Genomic DNA, 19340 nt, shown 5'->3' on the forward strand with positions numbered 1-19340 from the left:
CTGTTACCTATTATACAAATTGCGTTTCATGGTCGAACTCCAATATCTTGCACTCCACTACAACATTTTGCTATCCATAAAAAACATTCGCTCGTTTATTTTCTGCACGTCTGCTCATATTCCAGAGGCGTCATGCCCGTCATTTCTTTAAACACCTTAAAAAAGTAGTTATAATTGTTAAATCCTACATCATTCACAATATCTTTCAGCTTTAATTCACCGTACTCCATATATTGCTTAGCATACTCAACACGCACATGATTTAAATATTCGGTTATTCCCATCTGACACTCTTCCTTAAAAACCCTGCTAATATATGAGCTGCTAACACCGGCGAATTCGGCCACATCCTGGAGCGAAACATCGTTTTTGTAATTATTCTGGATGTATTCCATCGCCTTATGGGTAATGCCGCTAAGTGAATCTCGGTATTTCATCCGTTTCAGGATTTCAATAAGCTTAAGATATAGATCCATAATCCAGGATTTAATATCCTGAAGAACCTCATATTTCTGCATTAGATTGTAAGGAATGTCCCCTGCCGTATACAACTTCGACATCTCAATACCGGCGTCTTTAGACGTTTTATTCACAATATTAATCAATTCCGCGCAGATAATTTGGGTTGATTTACTGCTAAGCCGTAAGCTCGAAATTTTGTTGAAAACGGCATCAATTAAACTTTTCACCGTTTCGAAATCCTGATTTTTCAGGGCTGCGTAAATGGCTTTCTCATCCTTAATGTCCAGGCAGAAAAATCCTTGTTCCTGCTTGTTGGTTGTACTTTCCATAAAAATCCCATTTTTCCCTTTATGAAACTTGTCCTCCAGGATTAATGCGGCTTCGGAGTATGCATGGTGAAGCTGCTTTATATCATGGCATACCTTGCTTACACCAAAGCTGGCCGTGATATTTAAATATTTTTTGATCTCCGATCTGATTCGGTTGAGAAAGGTATACACCTGATTGTGGATATACATCCAGCTATGGTTATGTCCCAGCGAAAAAATCATCGCAAACTTTCCTCTGCTTGTATGGACAATAACCGATTTGTCCCAATCATTAAGAATTTCTTTCGAAATATCGAGAAAGGTTTGAATGAACACATCGACTTCTTTTATGGTAAATCTCTCTTCAATAAAACGAAAATCGTCGATCTCCACAGCTGTCACGATCAAGTTTTCCGTGTCCATCGTTATGTCTAATAGGTTGATTTCGCTTACGATTTCCTCCCGTCCTGACAGACTGCCCTCCAGGAGCTTTCTAATAAACTCATGGCGAGAACGATCCTTGCCTATCAAGAGTTCATGATTTATCTCATTTTGTTTGTCACGTTCATTTCGATAGGCAAGAATCGAATCTTCTGCCGTTTTTAAAATATCGAGCAATACGGAGGCATTCAGCCTATGCTTCAGCACATAATCCATTGCTCCCCTCTTCATGCTCTGACGGACATAATCAAAATCGTCGTAAGCGCTTAGCACAACAATTCTAACCTGTGGATACTCACTTTCTAGCTGCTGTATCAACCCGAGCCCATTCATTCCAGGCATGTTAATGTCGGTAATAACGATATCCGGAACATCCTCTTCCATAAGCTGCATGGCATGAATGCCGTTATAAGCTTCACCGGAAATATAAAACCCGCAATTCTCCCAATCGAGCATCGTTTTCAAATCTGTTCGGTACACCGCATGATCATCGACTATAAGTACCTTCAGCATATTTCCCTAGATCCTCCTCTCCTAGAGCAGGCAAAGTAATTTCTACGGTTGTGTACAGGTTCGGAATGCTTTGAATGGCAATTCCATATTTTTCTCCAAAGTACAGCTTGATTCTTTCATCCACATTTCGAATGCCAATCCCACTCAGGCCATGTTTTTTGTTGGATGAGGTTTCCCCTATGAGATCATTTAACGTATTGTTATTTATGCCGATGCCCGTATCGGTGATGATAATTTTTAAATCCTCTCCAATTCTGTAGCCTTTAATGATAATCAGTCCTTGGCCTTCCTTCGGCTCAAGCCCGTGAAGCAAACAGTTTTCCACGATCGGTTGGAGAATAAATTTGGGGACATGAAAGTCCATAATGCTTTCTTCCATTTCGTAATGTACCCTAAACTTATCATAATCCCGGAAGGCCATTATATTTAGATAGTCTTTTACATATTCGATTTCTTCCTGCAGGCTGATCAGAACGCTTCCTTTTCCCATACATCCATGAAGCAGCTGGATCAAGGAAGTGATAATGCTCGAAATGCTCTCTGCCTTCTGAATATTGGCCATCCACCTGACAGTGTTCAGTGAATTGGAGAGAAAATGCGGATTAATCTGGGCTTGCAGTGTTTTCAGCTCTGCAACCCTTTTCAATTTTTCCCTCTTTGTCACCTCGTCAATCAAATATTTAATTTCAGCTACCATGTGATTAAAATTTGTCGCAACCTTCCCTAGCTCATCGCTGCTGTTGTCTTCGATTCGAGTAACTAAATTGCCGATTTTTACGTTATTCATTGAATTTAATAGATGCTTTAAAGGCTTCGAAATACTTTTGGAAACGTAGTAGGACAGAATCAACGCAAGCAAAAAACAAAAAATTCCCAAAAATATAATATAGATACTAGTCTTTATGGATTCATCATTTAAATACGTAAACGGAATAATACTGATCACGTACCAGTCGGCACTAGGTATATAGTTATAAGCGATCAGATTTCGTTTTCCTGAAATTGTGCCGGTGAAGGAATAGGAATCATCTTCTTTGTTCTTTTTAAGCTCCTCAATCAACGATTGATCGAGATAAGGCTTGGCTGCTTCCATTTCCGGGTTTTGGCCCGAAATAACGGTTCCCTTACCATTTACTATGAATATATCTGACCCTTGTCCAAGATTTATATCTTTAAATTTCTTTAAGATATGCTTTTCATCAATCCTCATAATCATGTATCCAATCGGAATGCCATCAAAAGATTTAAAGCTTCGAGTCAACAATATGCCTACCTTCCCGTAATTGGTGATCCGATAACTCGACTCTCTTACTTCATCTTCACCACTTTCAATTGTCCATAGGGGAACACCGTTATTCGTTGCCGTTTGTACAAAAATACCATTCAAAAAATCCGAGGTAAGATTAAATTTGAAGCTAACGTCTCCATAAGCGATAATTTTTTCTTGCAGCATTGTATATACAAGAACATCCGAAACGCTATGATTGAATGAAAACCTTTTTGCAAGCATACTTTGCATTTTTAGCTCCGCGTCATTCCTCTTCCACTCACTCATCGTATGGAAATCAATCAACGTATTTTGGATGATATCGGAGAATGCGATATCCACACTGTCATTTTCAAGCTTCATGAGTTCATTTTGGATATTTTCACTGACCTGATTCATTAACTGGATGGAAGAGGTACTAATTTTCGTTTTTATAGCTTCGCTTGAAGTGTGGTAAGCAAAATAACCTGTAACTAAAAGCGGTATTAAGGAAAGTATCGCGAAAGAGATCACCAGTCTGTTCTGAATATTCATTTTACGAATGAAACGGTTTAAGCTAATTCCCATATTCTCCCCCCTTGTGTAGACGAATAGGTAGATACCGCGGACCGCGAAGTCGGGCAACTTCGAAATCGCTGCGCAGAAATATCATCGCCTACCAAATTTGTAAACGCTTACAAATTACTGTGCAATCCGGCTTCGTGCCGGACTACTTCACCTGATTTTACTTTGGTTGCTGCTGCTTCACAAGAAATTTAGGTCATCGCAGCCTCAAGGTTATATACGCCTCCAACGACAGTCTCAAAGACGACAACCCCATCCTTCTGCAAAATATCCAGTCTTATTCCATTTGCCGTTACCGTTATAGGAATGCTGCTACGCACTTTGCATAGAGCCGTGCCTTTATCAGAAACTACACGAGCGGATTTCAGAACTCCTTCCGCCCACTCCATGTCGACTGTAAAGCCGCCTCTGGCGCGAAGACCAGCCACTTTCCCTGAGCGCCATGCTTCAGGTAGTGCAGGTAAAAGATGGATCTCCCCTGCATGGCTCTGAATAAGCATTTCAGCAATCGCAGCCGCACCGCCAAAATTGCCATCAATCTGAAATGGGGGATGATTGTCAAAAAAGTTTGGCAGCGTCGAGTGGGTGAGAAGCGCATTCAGATTGTTCATCGCTTCCTCGCCTTTCCTAAGTCTAGCCCAGAAATTAATGATCCACGCTCGACTCCATCCGGTATGGCCTCCGCCATTCGCCAAACGCCGCTCCAGCGTGCACAGTGCAGCTGCCGCTAGTTCGGGCGTTCCGTCAGGCGTGATCTGGCTCCCCGGATGCAAAGCAAATAAATGCGAGATGTGGCGATGACCGGGCTCCGCCTCTTCGTAATCTTCATACCATTCCTGAAGTTGGCCGTACCTTCCAATTTTCGGCTGAGGAAGCTTCATCAGTACTCGTTGTAGCTCAGGTCCTAGTGTCTCACTTTTCTCAGTGCCGAGTATCAGCTCTGTCTCTAGCACTGCTGTGAAAAGCTCACGAATGATCTGTGTGTCCATCGATGGTCCTGCACATAATACGCCGGATTCCCCATTTGGAAGGATATATGTATTCTCTGGCGACACAGATGGGCAGGTAACCAGCTCACCGCCTGGCGTTTCCACGACGTAATCAATCAAAAATAACGCAGCTTCCCGCATGGTCTGGTATGCCCTACCGAGAAATTCCACATCCATTGTAAATTGATAATGCTCCCATAAATGCAGCGAGAGCCATGCGGCGCCCATCGGCCAGTAAGATGAGGGCAGCCATGTATCCTGCGGAGCAGTATCCGCCCAAATGTCGGTATTATGGTGAGCAGTAAATCCCCTGCAGCCGTACATGACGGACGCCGTATGGCGGCCAGGCTCGCGCATCCGTTCCAGCAGCTCAAAGAGAGGTTCGTGGCATTCAGAAAGCGCGCACGATTCCGCTGGCCAATAATTCATCTGCGCATTGATGTTGATTGTATATTTACTGTCCCACGGCGGAAGGAAGTGCTCGTTCCAGATGCCCTGCAAATTGGCGGGCAGCGAGCCAGGTCGGCTTGAGGAGATGAGCAGGTAACGGCCGAACTGAAAATAAAGCGCAAAAAGGGCCGGGTCGGACTCTCCACCGCTAAGCCTGTCCATGCGATCTGGTAAACTCATGCGTTCGATTTCCAAGTCTTCCGTCAACGACAAAGACACTCGTCCGAATAATTCACAATAGTCGTCCAGGTGTCTCCGATAGAGTGCATGATAACCCAAATTGGCGGCACTCTCCGCTTTCTCCCTCGCTTCCGCCAAAGGATCAAGGAACCGGAATGTCGTTGCAGCGGACAGAACAAGTGTCACGCTATCTGCATTCTCCACGACCAGGTGCTCGCCAATCGCTTTCACCGTGCCGCCTTCAGCTGTTGCTCTCAATACTGCACCGTATCGGCTGCCTCCCTCACCGCCACAATTACCGCTCATCCAGATCGTGTTGTTTCCTTCTCTTCCGGCATGGTCGGCGTAGCGCCAACGACCACGCTCCAGACGCGAAGTGAAACCGATTTCACCAGATCGGTTTGCTGTAAGCCTCAGGATGATTGCCTGATCTACGTAACTCGCAAAAATCTCACGTTTAAATGAAACGCCGCCCTGACTGAAGGTGACGGTAACAGTGCCGCTTTCCAAATCTAGCGCACGCACGTAATGGTCCGGTTCACCCTCTGGAAGAGAGAAGTCAAGTAAAAGATGTCCTAGAGGCATATAATGCCTCTGCGATTCCGGCAAACCGGACAACGCCATGACAGCGAGCTTCTCGGCTTCCTTCAACTTGCCTTCAAATATGAGACGGCGAATTTCCGGAAGATTTGCCTTTGCATCCGGATTATTACGATCACGTGATCCCCCGTACCAGACGGAGTCCTCGTTTAATTGCAATCTTTCCTGTTGCGTCTGTCCATATACCATCGCTCCCAGCCTGCCGTTACCGATCGGCAGTGCCTCATTCCATTTCGTTGCTGGACTCTTAAATAACAGCTTAAGATCTGTCAACTGCTTTCCCTCCTTCTCAGTTCCAACCCTCGTATCTATGAATCTACCATAAGTAACCAAAATCCGGTAGAGGCATAGTTGCCCCTACCGGTTACAGTTCCCCTTTACATGTAGATCTTATTTACTGGTTGTTAGCCATTGCTTCCTCTTCTGTTTAGTTGTATAAACTAAGTTCTAGCGGCCCTCTCAACAGATGCGCCTTCCAACTGCTTGTGAAACTTTCTTGGTGTAGAGCCCGTAATCTGCTTGAATTGACGACAAAAGTGCTCCACGTTGTTGTACCCACAGCGTAAAGAGACCTCCGCGATGGATAGCGAGCCGTGCAACAAATACTCCTTGGCTTGGCGGATGCGGCTTGTAATTACGTCATCCATACAAGAAATCCCGAAAGTCTTCTTGTATATGGTCTGCAAATACCCAGGGCTGATTCGGATCGAGTCAGCCATTCTCGGAACCGCCCAATCCTGGCTAGGATTACTGTAAATGGCGGTCCGAAGCGTCAACAAATTGTAGTATTGAGGTGTAATGACTTCTTGAAAGTAAGATTCCAGCAACTTGTTAAACAGGGTTCTCAGTAAGCAGTCAATGGATGATTCTTTATAATTTTTTTGAAAAGAGTGTTCACTGACGAGAAGTTGAAAAATTTTATGAATATATTCAGGGTCATTTAACGAAAATGGCACTCCGAATGGAAGCGAAGTTTCCATTACGTATGATTCTTTGGATTCAAATCGAATCCAGTCGTTCTTATATTGTTCCGCACATGCCCGGTAATAAATTTTTTGGTCGGGATGGTATAGAACCCCACTGTGCGCCGGGTACTCTTTCAATTCTCCATTAACCCAAAACAGGGCAGGTGTATGGGTCACGACGAGCAGCCAGCAATGATGGCCCTCTGGGATATCGAACACAAAATTGCTTGCGTGAGCGGCATCATACTCAACATAAAAAATGTTGGTCATCATGATCCTCCAGTATCCAAAAAATAACATTGCATCAATTATTTATTAGCATATATTACTGATTGAAAACAGTCAACGAAGCAAAGGAACAACGCTTTATCGGCGCTGTGCTGGTCAATGTGTCAAGAAAGAACGCCCCTTGTAAAGGTGTCATAAATGCGGTTTTTCTTCGCCCGCTCCTCTGTGCTGAGCTTTTGCGCATCCGCAATTTCATAGCCTCCGAAGGTGTCATATAGCCTCGATGAGGGATCGACTTCCACATAGGTACACCACGGCAGCCAGTGGTAGTGGCTTTGCAGTGTTTGCGTCGTAAAGTTGCCGCTTTCATGCCCCAAGCCAGGCATGGCGTATCCGACGCTGCCATCCACGTCGCTCGACTGCCTGGTGTTCTTGTGGATGAACTCGGCGAAGTCAAGATAATGTTCATCGCCTGTAATGACATACAACCTGTAATAGGTGTATGAGCAAGCGGCCATATACACGTCGGCACCCCCTCCGATCGTGATGATGCTTTGACCGCTGATCGAATAGTGGTTGAACGGATGTTTCGGCCAGAGCGTGCGTACCGGGAATGACCAGGCATAGGTCCACGTCTCGGTATAATCAGCAGCTCCGATTGCTCCTTCCAGCCACTTATCCTCACCGGTCAGATCATATAGGGCAAGGAATCCGAATAAAGCATAAATGCCAGCCTCTTTATCCTGAATATCAGAGTTGTCGCAGGTACCACCCCGATACTCCATATTGCGGTAATTACAATCAAAGGACCAATCTCCGGCACGGATCGCTGCAGCCTTATATCTCTCGTCTCCAGACACAAGATAGAATTGGACCAGGAAACGAATCACGCTGGGCGTGTTGGCCTTCGAGTCCATACGGATGGAACTGTCGGTATGATAAGCCCGGTAATAGCTGCCATCTTCATTCTGAATATCCACGAGCCAATCGGCCGTTCTTTTGCAAAATTCCAGCCAAGATGGACGCAGGTCTCCTTTTCCGCGCAGGTAGAGAAAGGCGTCCAGAATCGGCTCAATTCCATCGGCCAGCATTCGGATGTAGTGGGGATACGGCTCGAATCCGCTGATGTTCGGGTTATAGCACATTTGCGGCAGGCCCGAATCCGTCATAGCCGTTCTCACCCAGAAGTCGATGACATTCACGCCTTTCTCAAACGCTTCAGGCACGCCATCTTTATCACCATAACGAAGCAACTGATATCCGATTCCAGGCTGCTGCCCAACGAAGCCGAACTGGAAGGAAACGCTAGAGATATCCATGTTGGGCAATTGACAGGAAAAAGGCAAACCATACGAATCCCCGTATTGACGTGTAAATTTAGTCAGAATATTCATACAATTATGAAAATAAAGTTCATTATCTACTTCGAATAACTTGTCGCGCAGCCGGGAATAGGTGTCCCGCCAAATTTCTCTCATCATCGACTGGAAGCTGCCATAATGGCCGAATTGAATGCCGATTGCGTAATTTTGTTCAAAGCCAACTTCTACGGGATGGTTAATGCGCTGAAACCTTTTCGTTTTCTTACTGTAATCCAGACCCTCATATTGATTTCTTCTAGGCATCTCGCCATCGCAGCCCGGATACACATAATCGATCGACAGGCCGTCAATCTCTATCTCTAATGCCTTGCGTACACCAAAGCCGTAATACAAATAGTTCAGCGTCTTGCTCTCCGGCTTGCTCATTCCGATGGCTCCGATGGTACATTTCGGGTCCGTGTTATTCTCGGACCTAACAATGTCCGTAGACTGCATGGTTACATCCGCAGCCCAGCGAGAGAGAGCTGCAGCTTCTCCTGAAGCGATGTGCTGCATCGCGAACAACGGCAAGGCGTAATTGGTTTCCATCCGCCAGAAATATTCGTTGTCCAGGTCTTTGCCCATTGCGTAGTCAGGCGCGAATTCGTTCTGCTTATACCAGACACCGGGTGCGAAGCAGTGATAGTCATGAACGTCATCCGATTCCGCAATCGTCAAAGAGATCTTGGTAGAAAAGCCAAGGTCATCTCCCGCTTTCAACACCTTGACGTTCCTGCTTACCTTGAACCCTGTGTTGACCACTTCATATACGTCAGAGAAGAAGAATTCTGAGCCTGTCGGGACAATTAACGTACCTTCAGCCACGATTTTATCACCGTAAGCAGTGATTTCGGCGTATGCTTGCTCATAAAACTCATTAATGGCAAAGGCGGTCTTTATCGTCACGAACATCGGCCGCTTGTTGAAATAGAGCGTCTTGCCATTTTTCTGAACCTCTATGCCACCCTCTTTGGAGATCAGGATATAGTTGCCGAATTCCAGCTTCATGAAGTTTCCTCCTTAGAATTAGAAAATGAATAAGGGATATATAAGAACATACATATCCCTCACTCATTAAAATTAGATTTTTTTACTTTTTAGCTAGTGCATCTGCGCGCATTTTAACAATCTTTTGCGCTTTTTCCGTATCCGAGGCAAAGACATCATTCCAACCGAGGCCTATTACATCTTTCTTCATCGTTTCCCAAAGTTTGTCGAACTCTGCTTGATTCTTCGCAAATACCATTTTCCAAGATGTATTCTTTACATAGTCAGAAATCTGGCTGCGTTTGTTTTTAATTTCTGATGAATCGCTGCCCAGACTTGTATTAATATTGGGGACGATATCGATCATCTTATTTTTCAGGTAGTAGTCTGTTGCGTTTTCTGCTTTATAGGTGTTTTGCCAATCTGTCGTTAGCGCTGTCTTATTCGCTTCAATTGTTGCAGCCCAGTAATTGCTATTATAAAACTCCCCTGTCAATGGATCTTTGGCAAAATCGCTGATGATCATTGTATTGAGCTTGCTTTGTCCGTCCTGATACCCGCCGCCTCCGTACTGATCCGGAACAGGTGTATTTTTCTGGAATGCGGTTTGGCCTACTTCGGTCAGTTTAAATTTGCCATCTGCCGTCTTTTCGTAGTTGAAGCCTTCAAATCCATTCACATAGTAGCGCAAGCCTTCTGGAGAGGCCAGCCAATCCATGAATTCCATGATCCGATCGGGATCATTGGCTTTGGAACCGATAGCAAACGCTCTTCCATTGCCGTAATAGGCATCACTTGACTGAATGATGTGCGTATCAGCGATCGGAATAGCCACATTCCCGTCACCATTTTTACCTCTTTCAATCGAGTTGTAGAATCCTGTTTCCCATGAGTACCACAAAAGAAATACCTGCTTGTTGGTCAGCTTTTCCGATACTTTGTTCCAATCCTGGGTCGGCGAGTCAGGGTCAACCAACCCCATCTGATTTGCTTTAAAATAAAATTGCAGAATTTTCTTGTACATACTGTTGTCATCAATGAGGGGAACAACGTCGCCTTTTGCATTCAACTGCATAGTCGTGGTTCCTTCTGGCTGCTCGTAACCGTACCAATTGCTCAACCAGCGTGCATTTTCCATCGTGCCTCTACTGTCCCAATCCTTCCACAACGTGATTGGAGCGATCGGCTTACCGTCCGGAGTCTTCGGATATTTCTCATGCATTTGTTTCAGTACATTCAAAAGATCATCCAGATTGTTCAGCTTGGGAGCCCCGACGCCCTTATAATAATCCCAGGGCATAATTGGGCTTGAGTAAGGAATTTGTTCCGAGTATGTCGTTGGTGAAGTATCGGCCTCAAAGGTCGGCAAAGCATAAATCTTGCCACTAGGATTTACTTTTTCGAATGCTGCATTGAAAGGTTTGAAATGATTGTCCACATATTTGGACAGGTTCGGCGTACTCTTGATCTTATCCGAGAGGTCCATAATCAAACCGGCTGGAATTAATTCTTCCAGTTGATTGTTGTTGACGATCAGGAGATCGCCCAAATTACCTGCTGCCGATCTTGTCTTGTATAGCTGATCGCCGGCAATCTGCGGAGCAAGAATGTTCAGAGTAATATTGAACTTATCCTTAATAAGCTTACCATACCACCCTTTCTGCTCTCCTTGATAATTGGCTGCATTGTCAAAAACAGTGATGGTCAACGGTTTACTGTGATCTAGTGCTTTGGATGTAGCTTCAGTACCGGAGTTCGGCGACTTGCTTGGTTCCGTTGATGCAGTCTTATTGCTAGATTCATCTCCACAGCCGGTCAATGCGACCGACACCATGAATAGGCTAGCAAACAATAACAACGCCGATTTTTTTATTGCTTTACCAGGTTTACGCATACTCAACCCCCATAATTATTCAATTTATTAATCCGGCGCAAATTATCCTTTCACTGCACCGATCATAATCCCCTTGACAAAAAACCTTTGGAAAATCGGATAAACCAACAAAATAGGCGCTACAACAATAACAGTCACCGTCATTCGAATGGATGTCGTCGTTTGCTTCGTTGCCAGACTTGACATCGCTGTGGAGCCAGCATTCTGCAGGTTTACCATGCTGGATAAGGAACTTGCCTGATTCATATAGTTATAGAGAATAAACTGTAAACTATAAAGTTTGCTCTCCGTGACTAACAACAACGTGTCCTGAAAGGAATTCCACTGATCCACTGCTGCGAATATCGCAACTGTAGCTAATATCGGCTTACAAATAGGCAACATGATTTTGAAAAAAAGAGTCATGGTCCCGGCGCCGTCGATACTTGCCGCATGCTGCAATTCCTTCGGCGTTGATTCCACGAAAGTTTTTACAAGAATGATAAAAAACGGAGCTACAATCGTCGGCAGAATGTAGGCCAAAAAATTGTTTGTCAGATGCAAAGACCTCATGGTCAAATACCAAGGAATAACGCCGGCATTAAAAAACATGGTTAAAACCGTGTAGCGATACCAAAATTTTCTCTTCCACATATCCTCCTGGGTAAACATGAATCCCAGAAAGGCGGAGGCTCCTACCGTCAAAGTGGTTCCAATTACGGTCCTTGCTATAGAAATAATGGCTGCATCCCACAACCCCGGTATTTTAAACGCATCCACGTAGTTATGGAATTGGATATTTATCGGGTAGAAGATAACATCACCTTTGGCACTGATATCGTTAGCGCTTATGGTATTAATAATGATCGAGTAAAATGGATATACACATATAAGCGCATACAGAGAAAACAACCCATATATTAAAACAGTCATCATCTTGTCTGATGCGCTGACTTGGACTTTCATTTTTCTGGTGAGATGACTGCCGGGCACTTTATCATTCGACGCCAACCCTGCTGCTGTATGACTCATACAATACTCTCTCCCCTTAGTCTTTTTGATAGTCCGTTCACAGAAAAGAGAAGCACAACACTGATCAAGCTTTTAAGCACACTGATCGCAACGGACACGGAATAGCTTCCGCCCCCCATTGCAAGGTTGTAAACATATAAGTCTAAAACCTGTATGGAATCCTTATTAAATGCATTTTGAAATACAAAATATTGCTCCAAGCCATTATTCAGAAAACTCGCAATTTGCAGCATCAACAAGACGAAATAGGTTGGCACCATGCTTGGCAAAACGACATGCCAGATCACCCTCATTCTTGTCGCGCCGTCTACATAGGCCGCTTCATATAGAGCATCATCTATACCCATAATTGCTGCTATATACAAAATGGCTGACCAACCCAATGTTTTCCAAGTTGTCCATATCCACATCATCATCCAGACATGATCGGAATTTTGAAGAAGTAAAATCGGGGAATCGATAAGTCCAATTTGTTTCAAAAGACCGTTGATTATACCGTCACTAGAGAACATTGAAAATGCCAGTGAATAGACCAATACCCAGCTGATAAAGTTCGGCAAGGTTGTTACCGTCTGTATGAACCTCCGGAACCGTACGGACTTGATTTCCGTCAGGAATATGGCAAAAATCATTGGAAGCCAGGAGAATAGCAGATTTAGGCCACTCATCCCAAATGTGTTTTTGAGGATTTGAAGGGTTTGATCGATCTTTACTTGGTTTTCGACCAAGGTATGAAACCACTTCAAACCGACAAATGGCGATTGGGATAGCGGAATCGGCGGCGTGTAGTCAAAGAATGCATAAACCCAACCATATAACGGGTAATAGGCAAAGATACCAAGCAAAATCATAAATGGGAGTATAAAAAGAAATTTTCTTATTGAACTGCTTGTCAGGCTGTTTTTTTGTATTTGCACCATGTAACACTCCCTTTTTAATGGTATATTCAACGAGTTTATTGACACATTACGATATTTATAAATCTATATGGAATGCCGAGATGGCAATTTCCGCTACTGTATTACTATAGGTCATAGCGCAACAGGTCAATCGATAGATTAAAAGATGCCGCTTCACTTGATAGCGTTTTCATTTTGTTTCGTTAAAGCCATTATAAAATATCAATTTTTTCAAAACAATGACCTATCCTCATCGATTATTGATCTATTCTCAGATCGCTCGGATTAGGTCTCCCACAACAAATATGAAGCACATAAAAAGAAATGGCGGCTCAAGTTAATTTCAACTAGAGCCACCATTTCTTTTTTACATGTTATTAATTCAGAATTTTACGAGCCAGAATTGAGATATCAAAGATGTCAATTGTGCCATCGCCATTCAAATCCAACGCTTTGTACTGGTTCCAATCTGCATCTTCTTTCTTTTTACCATAAGCAGAAGCAATAATCGCAAGGTCACCAATACTTACTTTATTATCGTTATTGAAATCTCCATCGATAGCTTTAATTATTGAATCATTAAAGCTTTGCAGTGCCGCATTCAGGCTCAAGATTGCCGCTTCAATTTCAGCCTGGCTTACTCCTTGAGTCGACGCCACCACTTGAGCGGCATCAATTGCTGCCTGCAAGGTTGCTTTCGAACCTGATGGATATTGACCAGGATATGTGCCTTCCGTTGCTGTATCATGAGCGCTTTGCGCTTCCGCAATCAGACGCAGTAAGCCCGATTTATCCAGTTTATTAATTTGGACTGTATGAGTTGCACCAGCCCATTCTTTCTCTTGGCCCGCACCATTAGCAACCGTTAACTGAGAGACGCGAATGGAAGCGATCTGCGAATTATCCGTTGCAATAGCTTTAAACTTAAGCCTGATCAATCCACTCGCCATATCCGTATTTCCAATATTAGCCGCAATAATTCTTAACTTGCCATCCGATTTAACATCGCCGACCAGTTTGAAATTATTTTCCTGAAGCGAGTCCATGGATACAAACCCCAGCTTATCGGAATCATAATTAATCGTCGTATCCAGCGCGATGATTTCTTTGCCAGAACCCGCCAAGCTGAGATCAACATCAAAGGTTTTGCCACCATCAACGGTTGTTGGTCCTGACAGCACCGCGCCTTCTTGACCGCTGATTGAGATCAGCGCGCTGCCTTTCAGACTAGAACCGATCGCTTGCGCCGTTACTTTCACAACGCCGTTCTTTTTGGCCGACAGCAATCCCGTCTCACTGATGATCGCCGCATTCGTCTCCGAACCGTCTTCTGCGGTTACCGACCATACGACGGGCACTCCCGCCAACATTTGCAGCGTGCCGTCTTTGGTTGTGATGGAGGTCGCTCCGTCGGCTCCCGTCACCGTCAGCTTCTGCTCGCCCAGAAGAGTAACCACACCCCATTGTGAACCGTTGGCATAGGACTGTCCGGTCACGTCGTTCCACATGATAATGTCCTGACGGCCGCCTGTTGCTTTCGCATCATTGATCTGTAAATCAAATCCAATGGCACGATTAGCTGCAGGAACACTTGCCTTAAACGGAATTTTAGTCTCAATGTAATAGCCGCCATCCACGACTTTGGCAAAAGACTCAAACCCCGCACTGATACTGCCTGGATTAAAGCTTTTCTCATTGAGATAATTAACACGGTATTGTCCCATACCTGTACCGTAAGTGGTTTGTTTACTGTTAGTCTCATCCACAAAGATTTCGACAGAGTCTTTCTCATACGCGTTGCTGCTGCTGCTGTTCAGCACAGGGTCTTTTACACGTACCAGTACATACAGGTTATTATTGTCCCATAGCACTTTACCTGTGCCGTCCGTCGGACCGTTCGCCATTGTCAGATGCTTAAGAATCGGCAGCGTGGCGGTCGTATTCCAGAGTGGGTCGAGCTCGGAGCCGCCGATAACAGGCGTTCCGTATACGGCGGTACTAACTCCGCTTGGTATCAATTGAAGCTCTTTCATCGCGTTACGCAGCGCGTAATAGGCATTGTCTACTACTGCCTGCCCGATCTCACCATTTGAGACGGAAGTTTTGGCATCATTTAATGCGCTTGCAAAAGCATTCCATGAATTGCTTGTATAGATGCTAGAGTCCTTTTTATTGGCGGCCTCAATCAAGGCGGTCAGCAGGGTTTTGTCGACCGTTGTGACAATTGGGTTCGCAGGTCCACCACGGCCCGCTTTGACATTGTTAAAATATGTTTCTACTTTCGTAATTTCGTCAGCTGTCAGCACCCTGTCGTAGATGAGAATCTGCGAGACTCCACCCAGGAAGCGGAAGGGGGTTGCAGCCGCCATCGTGTAACCTACACCCAGATCCGAGCTGTTCCCTAAAAGCGCTTTAGCGTTGGTTCCTGTGCCGATGACATTGTTATTAACAAAAACGGCTCTATTGGTTCCGTTTAACTGCGCCCGAACGCTGGCCAAACCGTTAGTGGCTGTTGTTGTCATTTGTTGCCCGCCGCCCGATACGCTGCCATCCGTGTTACCAAAGCGGATGTTAACTCTGTTTGTTCCTACACCCAAATTAATACCGCTCCAACCGCTGTTAGCCGCCCAAGTTTGGTAAGCCTCGTTCATTCCGAAATAAACAAGACCATTTTGGTCACTGGAGTTGTTGGCTGTGGTTGTTGGTTTAACCAGCGCGTATATCGTCATCTGCGTACTGCCGTTATAATTTTTAAAACCTGCAGCTTTTAGCGGCCTTGACATCGCTGCGAAATCTACATAGTCGTATCCATCGTTCTTTAGCGTGGGGTTGCCGGTTGGTGCTCCAAGATTATCGCCACCGCTACCGGGGACGTTCGCTGGGACAAGCTTCGCCGGGACGCTTCCCATATTTGTCCATCCAGTCACGTTGCCACTGCTATCTTGTTCCACGCCCTCATCAGCCTTGAGCCATAAGTCAAGACCATTTCTAGGAATATCGACAGGCGTCATATCGCGCACCACTACACGAGCGTGCGACAGGCTGAGAACATCGCCTTCTTTCGACCGTACATAAATAATGTATGGACCGGGCAGCTTTGGCGCGGTTATTTCTATCATGTTGCCGGAGGCCATTGTTTCTTTGTCGCTTTCAATAAAATTTCCGTCGCTTGATGAGGAAATCCATATCTGTTTGGTGGCGTCGTCCAAATCGTACGCTAACCTGACTTTCCCGCCGGGGGCTACTGACACATCAGCCGGGAGCAGCCTATTCGCCACCGATACTGTGGTGGTAAAATTGAGGGTTAGTGCAGGCGTTGAAGTGCTGCCTACCAAGGTCCAGCTTCCTTCGGTGCTTATTTCGTACCCATTCGCCACGGGCTTGCCGTTAAGCGTAAAGGTGTAATCGTTACTCAATGTCAGTTTAAGCGGACGTACCGCTGAAACTTCGTAGTTTTTCCCATTTTCCACATTGGTTGCTGAACCGCTCGCGTCGACGTATACCGTATACTTGGAAGTGGCCGTTTCTCTGCCGTCTCCATATTTGATATATAATTTGTATTCTCCTGCGACAGACGGAGCGTTGATTGACGTTACGTCGCCGGCAGCCTTTGTCATCGTATTGCCTTCATTAAAGACAGTTGTATTCGCTGGTGCGAGCCAAACTGTGTCTTGAGCTTTCAGCAGACCCCTGCGGTTCAGCTTCTCACCTTTACCCATGATGACGTTGGAAGCCAACTCAAACTCGGTATCGGCAATGAGGCTCCTTGGGATCATCTTCGTGTATTCGTTGGTAAGGCCTGAATTCAAAACGATTTCGTTGCCCTTAAGTGGCCAAATGCGGCTTGTGCTTTTGTAATTGTCATAAGTAGTCCTAGGGGCGCCATTCTGGTTGTTATCCCCGTCTACGTAACCTTGGACCATAATCATATCGCTTTTGCGCTTCCAGTTGTTAAACTCAATAAGACGGCTTTGCCCCACGGCATAGGAGAGCTTTGCCTGCACAACGTTGCCTATCATCTTGATGAACGTGCTGCCTTCGTCAGGATGGAATCCGTTCATCCAGTTGTTGGAGTCCGTAGGTTTGTCAGTTGGATTCGGGTTAAGGAAGTTGTAGTTCATCTCCGTGAAATTCGTCCAGTTGTCAGAATTCCAGTTACTATTCTTGTTCGTGACAGGGTCGTTTGTTAACGGGTAGACGGTGTTGATGGTATCCCATGTCCCTCCGCCCGGCAAATTACCCGGATCGCCCTGCCGGCCCAGAGAGTAAATGGCTCCGGAGTCGTTAACTACCGTGCAAATTTGCTCTATCCGGTTATAGTTTATTTTGTTATTCCTGGAGGTCGTAGATATGGCTGGAGACCTTGCGATGCTCGTTTCATTCGTACCATTGTAAGGGCCGCCTGTCTTGTTGGTACCTTGAGCAGTAAAGCCGAACCCATCATACTCATCCCAACCCCAACCGATGCTCATGGCGCCGTAAGTGGTGTCATAAATGTAGTTGTGCAGTACCTGCATATTCGTTGTGTAGAAAGAAGCCAGAGCGTTCGCGCCCGGGAATCCGTAGCAGGTCCTGTACAAAAAGTTATTTGTAATATAAATATTCTCCGGCACGGCTTCCGTACCCGCCGTAAATTTTTCCTTATCAACGCCAGCCCAATTCCTTATTGGCGTGCCAGAGACCGAAGCACTGGATTCATGCGTAATCGCCACATCATTTTCATAGATATGCTGCGGATGTCCGATTACAATGCCGGAAGCGAGCGTATCTACGATATAGTTGCCCGAGATTTCGATATCCTTGGCATCGTTTTCTACATGGATGCCATTAAATCCGGTAAGCCCGATCTCGCCGTTCAGCACTTTGATGTTCCTCGCCGCGTTGATCGTTACCGCTGCCGGCGGTATGTCATACCCTCGGTAGAAAGTCTCATGCCAGTTTATGCTGCTGGGGAAGTAAACTTTGTTCACGATAGAGCCTTGAACGGACGCATAGCCACGGGAACTAGTCGTTACCGGACCGGATCCGTCGCTAAGCGTATATGTGCCCGTCAGTTCAGTCAGTTTGTAGTCGGTATGGGCAAACTTCAGCCCGTTGAAAGTTATATTTTTGACACGTCCATCATCCGAGCCCGCAACAGGGTTTAACCGATCTCCTACAGGGATCCCTCTGATGTCGAGAACCGTCTCAAGCTTTGGAATCACCACGTCGGCGGTATTGATATTCTCGCCTTCAAGCGGGATGTAATAAAGCGTGCTTTCCGCCTGGTCGAAATAGAAATCTCCGCGTTTGTTGAAAAATTCGAAAGCGTTGCGGATCACTTGATTGTTACCTGGATTGTATTGCGTATTATTACTTAAAGACTGTGAAATCGCCGCATACGGCATCTGGAACCGGAGCATGACACCACCGGGCTTGTTGCTGGCTGCCGGCGCCTGTTCAATTGACGCGAAGGTGACAAAAGGCCTCGCCCATCTGGCGGTGGAACCGCCCATGCTTTCGGCTTCGATGTTTTGGGGATTCTTCGTTGCTGTTGTCAGACCCACGCTGGCATCGAATACGATACCCGCCCGGATGTTGCTGCCGTTCTGCCACGCCCAAGAATTATTAGCAGTAGTAAAGCTGGCTGTGGGAGTGCCGGTGACGGTTCTGTTAGCCGAAACGACTTGCGAGCTCAGCGTCATGTTGGCTCTCTTATCGTTGACATATATCGCCCGCAACTTATCGCTCCGGTTCAGGGTCGTTTTATACGCCTTCAAACCGCCAGTCTGGGTGAGGCCAACAGCTTCAGTCCATACGCCTTTTCCCAACATTTCACCCGCGCTGATTACCGGCTTCGCACCCGGCGCCGCCTCATAACGAATCGTGCTGCTTGCACTTCCGGAATCATCCTTGTTGAATACCAGGGTCTCATCAAGCGAATAAAATCCATCCGCAATTTGAACGACGATATCCCCGCCGGTCTTAGGCAGAGTCCTTACGACCTCTTTTGCCTTGGCAACCGTTTTGTACGGCTTTCCTTGCGTTCCGTCACCTGTGGTATCATTGCCATTTGTAGCAACATAGATAGTTGCACTTGGCGTACTGCCAGCCGCAGTTGCATTTGCCGCACTGTCAGCTGCGAGTACCGACCCTGAAAATGGCAACATGCAAAATACCGTTACCAAAGTCAGAATCCAAATGAATGATCTTTTTCTCACTTTCATAAAACCTCCTTGGAT

The 19340-nt window shown here is 45.6% G+C and carries 9 protein-coding genes; all 9 read right to left on the bottom strand.

The genetic code is table 11. The features are described from left to right. Positions 1-95: 95 nt before the first annotated feature. A complete protein-coding gene (locus GON05_RS32555) occupies positions 96-1724 on the bottom strand; it encodes a response regulator (protein WP_157325345.1) in 1629 nt (542 codons plus the stop codon). Continuing rightward, complete coding sequence (locus tag GON05_RS32560) at positions 1699-3558, bottom strand: cache domain-containing sensor histidine kinase (protein ID WP_157325346.1); 1860 nt, start codon at positions 3556-3558, stop codon at positions 1699-1701. The genes GON05_RS32555 and GON05_RS32560 overlap by 26 nt, the downstream gene beginning before the upstream one ends. 188 nt (positions 3559-3746) lie before the next feature. Then, the gene (locus GON05_RS32565) at positions 3747-6047 is read right to left on the bottom strand and encodes a glycoside hydrolase family 95 protein (protein WP_181646312.1); all 2301 of its coding nucleotides are present in this window, start codon (positions 6045-6047) and stop codon (positions 3747-3749) included. A 167-nt stretch (positions 6048-6214) separates the two neighbouring features. Further along, complete coding sequence (locus GON05_RS32570; protein WP_157325349.1) at positions 6215-7009, bottom strand: helix-turn-helix transcriptional regulator; 795 nt, start codon at positions 7007-7009, stop codon at positions 6215-6217. A 122-nt stretch (positions 7010-7131) separates the two neighbouring features. Continuing rightward, positions 7132-9336 carry a glycoside hydrolase family protein gene (locus GON05_RS32575; protein WP_157325351.1) on the bottom strand — a complete coding sequence of 735 codons (2205 nt, stop codon included), beginning with the start codon at positions 9334-9336 and terminating at the stop codon, positions 7132-7134. Positions 9337-9418: 82 nt separating this feature from the next. Beyond that, complete coding sequence (locus tag GON05_RS32580; protein WP_157325353.1) at positions 9419-11209, bottom strand: type 2 periplasmic-binding domain-containing protein; 1791 nt, start codon at positions 11207-11209, stop codon at positions 9419-9421. Positions 11210-11251: 42 nt separating this feature from the next. Further along, positions 11252-12220: a carbohydrate ABC transporter permease gene (locus GON05_RS32585; RefSeq protein ID WP_246239628.1), complete on the bottom strand. Its 969-nt coding sequence runs from the start codon at positions 12218-12220 to the stop codon at positions 11252-11254. After that, complete coding sequence (locus GON05_RS32590; RefSeq protein WP_338114251.1) at positions 12217-13137, bottom strand: ABC transporter permease subunit; 921 nt, start codon at positions 13135-13137, stop codon at positions 12217-12219. The genes GON05_RS32585 and GON05_RS32590 overlap by 4 nt, the downstream gene beginning before the upstream one ends. A gap of 359 nt (positions 13138-13496) precedes the next feature. After that, on the bottom strand, positions 13497-19325 hold the full coding sequence (locus GON05_RS32595) for a sugar-binding protein (protein WP_181646313.1): 5829 nt from the start codon (positions 19323-19325) through the stop codon (positions 13497-13499). Positions 19326-19340 lie beyond the last annotated feature (15 nt).

Origin of the sequence: Paenibacillus anseongensis, from assembly GCF_009757995.1 — a bacterium.
Taxonomy (GTDB): domain Bacteria; phylum Bacillota; class Bacilli; order Paenibacillales; family NBRC-103111; genus Paenibacillus_E; species Paenibacillus_E chondroitinus.